This is a genomic window from Pedobacter sp. V48, assembly GCF_000523515.1.
Taxonomy (GTDB): domain Bacteria; phylum Bacteroidota; class Bacteroidia; order Sphingobacteriales; family Sphingobacteriaceae; genus Pedobacter.
This window is the reverse complement of sequence record NZ_AWRU01000026.1, coordinates 1-5,699: the sequence shown is the minus strand read 5'-3', so window position 1 is coordinate 5,699 and position 5,699 is coordinate 1. Positions and strand designations below refer to the sequence as shown.

Below are 5,699 nucleotides of genomic sequence, written 5' to 3'. Positions count from 1 at the left end.
TACTTTAAGGTGGTTTGCTACGGCCAGCAGTACCACASTACWYGMCRCYSKKSMGAYCTTNNYACTACTCCTGCACTGACGGCTACTACTACCTATTATATAGAAGTAAGCAAGGCTGGTTGTGCAAATGTAGAGCGTGTACCTGTTAAGGTAACCGTAACTTCAACACCAAGTGCTCCTACAGTAGCGGCTGTTGGTCCTGTTTGTTCGGGATCCTCGGCAACACTATCAGTGAGCAGCCCGGTAGTTGGAATAACGTATACCTGGTATTCTGTTGCGACAAGCGGAACGATACTGGCTACAGGAAATAGTTTCACTACTCCGGTATTATCAGCAAATACAACCTATTATGTACAAGCTTCCGCAGGCACCTGCTCAAGTGCAACGCGCACAGCAGTAGCTGTTACGGTTAATCCGTTACCAGCTCAGGCCACTGTTAGTACAAACAATGTTTCAATAAGCTCCGGGCAGACTGCAACTTTACTGGCGACTGCAAATGCAGGAGTAACCATCAATTGGTATGCTGCACCGACCGGAGGAGCTATACTTGCAACAGGAGGAAGCTTTACAACGCCAGCATTAGCAGCTACTACTACCTACTATGTAGAAACTGTAAATGCTACTGGCTGTGCTAGCTCTACAAGAGTTCCTGTTACGGTTACCGTAGTTGGAGGCCCTGTTAATCCAAACTGTAATGCAGCAAATAGCCAGCAAAGTGGTATCGAAGGTATATGTCTGTTATGTGCGATTGTTGATCCGGGTAATTCTGTTGATAATAATTTCACAAATTATACTTCAATAGCGCTTCCAGTAGGCGTTGCTGGTTCAGGTTATCAAAGATTATTGTTCCCAACTTCAGGTGCTGCAACCGATAGTATCCGTTTGGATCTTGAAACTCCAACTGGTTTGGCAGATGTAACGGTATTAGGTGGTATTCAGGTAAGAATAATGAATGGTACATCCGTTGTTAAAACCTACGATCTTAACTCTTCGTTATTATATCTGAAACTATTGAGCGGTAATAGATTCTCAGCAACATTACCGGCAACCGGCATCTACGACAGAGTAGAAGTGAGAGTCGCAGGACTTGTGTCAGCCCTGGTAAATCTACGTATTTACGGAGCTGAAGTGATTTATCCAAATCCAACTGTTTCTGCAACTGGCCAAACAATCTGTTCAGGATCGGCAACAGTTCTTTCTGCTGCTGCAAACGGTGGAACAACCTTAAGATGGTACACAGATGCCACAGGCGGAGCTTTGGTTCATACCGGAGAAAACTTTACAACTCCTGTATTGGCTGCAAACACAACTTATTATATAGAAGTTAGTAAAGGAAGTTGTGCAAATAAAACACGTATCCCTGTTACAGTTACTGTAACTACTGCTCCGGCTAAACCTGTAGTAGCAGCAGTTGCTCCTGTTTGTTCAGGGTCTTCAGCTGTAATTCCAGTTACAAGTCCGGTAACAGGTACTACTTATAAATGGTATACTGCTGCAACTGGTGGAGCAGCAATTTTCACAGGCCCAGTATTTACCACACCAGCGTTAACCGTAAATACAACTTATTATGTTGAAGCTGCGAATGGTACTTGTGTAAGTGCTACACGTACGGCGGTCGCTGTAAGTGTAAACCCACTTCCTTCGCTTCCACAGATTCAAGCATCTGCTACAACAATTAACCCGGGTCAGACTGCTATATTGACTGCAACTTCTGCAGATGCAAATGTTGTATTCAAGTGGTATACTTCAGCCACTTCAACAACAGCTATTGCAACGGGTCCAACTTATGTAACCCCGCCACTTACTGCAACAACTACGTATTACCTGGAGGCAACTTCTAGTACTACCGGATGTTCAGCACCAAGCCGTGTTCAGGTTACAATTAACGTAAATGGCGGTGGTAGTCCGAACCCTGTTCCTTGTGAAGCGCCAACTTTAGAAGAGCATGGAGTGACCGGTGTTGCACTTCTTTCAGGAGTATTTAATCCAGAATTAGCTATCGACAACAATACCAAAACCGGATCTTCTTTAGTCCTTGCAATAGGCGCATTAAATGCATCAGTTTATCAACGTTTGGGCTATTCGAGCTTGTCAAATATTGGTGATACTGTGCGCGTATTGTTAAGTGCTCCTGGAAAATTACTTTCATTGGGCATTCTTTCAAGCATCCGTGTAGGTACTTATGAAAATAATACAAATAATAATGATGGTTTAGCAATAAATGACCCTCTGGTACGTGTGGAATTGTTAAGTGGAAACACTGAAGCTTTAGTTTCATTTGTACCAACAAAAAGATTTAATAAAATTGAAGTTAGCGTAAATTCGGGACTTGCAGGAGTACTGACCACTGTTGACGTAAACTATGCGCAACGCGTTCCGGTGGCTCCTGAAGTAACTGTGCCTAATGTTACAGCTTGTGCTGCTCAAACAGCTACGCTCAGTGTACAAAATCCTAAGGCAGGTATCACATATAAATGGTACAATGCAGCGGGAGTGTTCCAGGCAAATGGAACTAGTTTCACAACCCCTGCTTTAACTGCCAATACAAGATATTTTGTTGAAGCAAATACTGCCTCTGGTTGTACAAGCTATAGAACTGCAGTAAATATTACAGTTACACCTGCGCCTCAGACACCTGTTTTGGTATCTAACGATATCAATACCTGTTTGGGTAATGATGTTACTTTATCTGTAAGTAATCCACTTACGGGAATTACTTATAAATGGTACAATAGTACCGGTGTATACCAGGCAGGTAAAGATGGAGTAACCTTTACAGTAGTAGGGGTTAATGCAGCTACCAGCTATTCTGTGTCTGCGGTTAATACTTGTTTAGTTGAGTCTGCAAAAGCAACGGCTACTATTAAAGTAGGTACATTGGATAAACCGGTAATCACACCGGCATCCGTTACAGTTAGATCTGGCTCTCGTGCAATTCTTACTGCAACCTCAAGTACAGCAGGTGCATTATTTAAATGGTATGATTCGCCAACTTCAACAACAGTTCTTGCGACAACAGCTGAATATACAACAGCCCCATTAATAAATACAGGGACTGTTGATATTACAAGAACTTTCTATGTAACTGCCGAGTTAGCTTCAGGATGTCCGGCTTCTGCAAGAGCATCTGTTGTGGTAACTGTTACCCCAAATGCCTCTCCAACAGACATTCCTTGTGAAGCGGCAACTGTGGATCTTGGATATGGTGTGGATGGTTTGGGTATCCTAACAGGGGTATTTAACCCAGAAAAGGCGATTGATGATGATGCAGAAAGTGCCTCTTCATTTGTGATGCCGGTTGGTGCATTAGGTGCCTCAGTCTACCAAAAAGTAGGATTCACAGGTTTATCTAATGTTGGTGATACGCTTCGAGTTCGTGTAAGTTCTCCTGGTAAATTATTGTCGCTATCAATTTTATCTTCTGTAGAATTAACAACATTGAAAGCAGGTGTTAGTAATAACGATATGATTGTTGTTAGCAATCCGATTGTTCATCTGGAACTGCTTAGTGGAGACAGGGGTGCAATACTTTCTTTCGTTCCTCAGAAACAATTTGACGGAGTAGAGTTAAGAATAAGATCGGGTGTTGCCTCAGTTCTGAATACACTTGATTTTAACTACGCTCAACGTGCTATTGTTGCTCCAACTGTTCAAAGCGCGACAGTTAGTGCATGTGCTGGTACTTCAGCTACCTTATCTGTACAAAACCCAATTGCGGGTATTGTGTATAGATGGTATAAAGGAACTGAGTACTTAACCGGCAAAGATGGTGTAAGTTTAACCACTGATCCAACACTTGCAGCGGGTACATACGATTACTTCGTACTGGCATTACGTAATGGCTGTCAAAGTGCTAAAACGAAGGTGACAGTTACCATCCTTGCAGCACCAAATGCACCAGTAGCTGCAACAGGAAACCCTGCAACTACTTGTCCAAATACTCCGGTAGCGTTAAAAGTGAATCCTGTGACAGGCGTTACCTTCAATTGGTACGACGCGTTAACAGGTGGTAACCTTTTAGCTTCCAATACCGACACGTATACTACCCCTGCAGGATTAGCTATTGGTAAACATGACTTCTATGTAGAGGCGGTAAATGGCAACTCATGTGTAAATACAACACCACGTACTAAAATTACATTAGAGGTAAATCCAACAGCGCTTCCAGCTGACATCACTGTTGCGGGAGCTAATGCACCTTTCTGTGCAGGAACAGAAGCAACATTAACCGCTACAAGTACAACAGTAACATCACCTATATTTACGTGGTACAAAGACGCCGCGTTAACTGATGTGGCATTTACAGGTGCAACATTTAAAACTCCTGTACTCACTGCAACCACAACTTATTACCTAACGGTAAGGGGTGCAAATAAGTGTGAGAATACTGCTGCCGGTGCTAAAACAGTGACCTTAACAGTTAATCCACCCGCAACAGCGGCTGACCTTGCGGTAAGCGGAGCTGATGCGCCATTCTGCGCAGGTACAATCGCTACATTAACAGCAACTACAACTACTGTTACAAATCCGGTATTTACCTGGTACAGCGATGCTGCGTTAACTAATCAGGTTTTTGAAGGACCTGTTTATAAAACATCGGCGCTGACCGCATCAACAACGCTTTATGTAACAGTAAGAGGTTCTAATAAATGCGAAAACCTAAGTTCAGGTGCAGAAATTGTAACCATAACAGTAAACCCTCCTGCAACTGCAGCAGACATTGCCGTTAGTGGCGCAGGAACGCCTTTCTGTGCTGGTGCAATAGCAAATCTTGTCGCAAGCAGTACTACAGTTACCAATCCTGTGTTTACCTGGTACAAAGATGCAGCCTTAACCGATGTTGCATTTACCGGAGCAACATTTAAAACACCAGCCCTTACTGCAACTACTACTTATTATGTTACGGTTAAAGGAGCCAATAAATGCGAAAATACGGCTGCAACAGCTAAGGCAATTACTTTAACTGTTAACCCGCCTGCACTTGCAGCTGATATAAGCGTAGCGGGAGCGGATGCACCATTCTGTGCTGGTAATACGGCTAAATTAACGGCAAGTAGTACAACGGTTGCCAACCCGGTGTTTACATGGTACAGTGATGCTGCCTTAACAAATGCGGTCTTTACGGGAGCAATCTTTAACACCCCGGCACTTACCGCAACTAAAACCTACTATGTTACAGTTAAAGGATCTAACAAATGTGAAAACACTGCAGCAACAGCTAAAGCAATCACATTAACAGTTAATCCTCCGGCTTTAGCAACAGATATTAATGTAAGTGGAGCTGATAAACCATTCTGTGCAGGTGCAACTGCTAAGCTAACTGCAAGCAGCACAACAGTAACAAACCCAGTATTTACCTGGTATAGTGATGCTGCGTTAACAAATGTGGTCTTTACAGGAGCAATCTTTAATACACCAGTGCTTACCGCTACCAAAACTTATTATGTAACCGTAAGCGGTTCTAATAAATGTGAGAACGCAGCAGCTAATGCTAAAGTTGTTACCTTAACTGTTAACCCGCCTGCAGTAGCATCTGACATTACAGTGGCAGGAGCAGGGGCACCGATTTGCCTGGGAACAACTGCTAAATTAACCGCGAGCAGTACAACAGTAACTGACCCGGTATTTACCTGGTACAGTGATGCTGCGTTAACCAATGCAGTATTTACCGGAGCAGAATTTAMRMTMACCGCTTACGA

The 5,699-nt window shown here is 43.3% G+C and carries 1 pseudogene; it reads left to right on the top strand.

Features of this window, described 5'->3' with window-relative positions:
• Positions 1 to 5,699 (top strand): annotated as a pseudogene (locus tag N824_RS31400) (hypothetical protein); the annotation flags it as partial.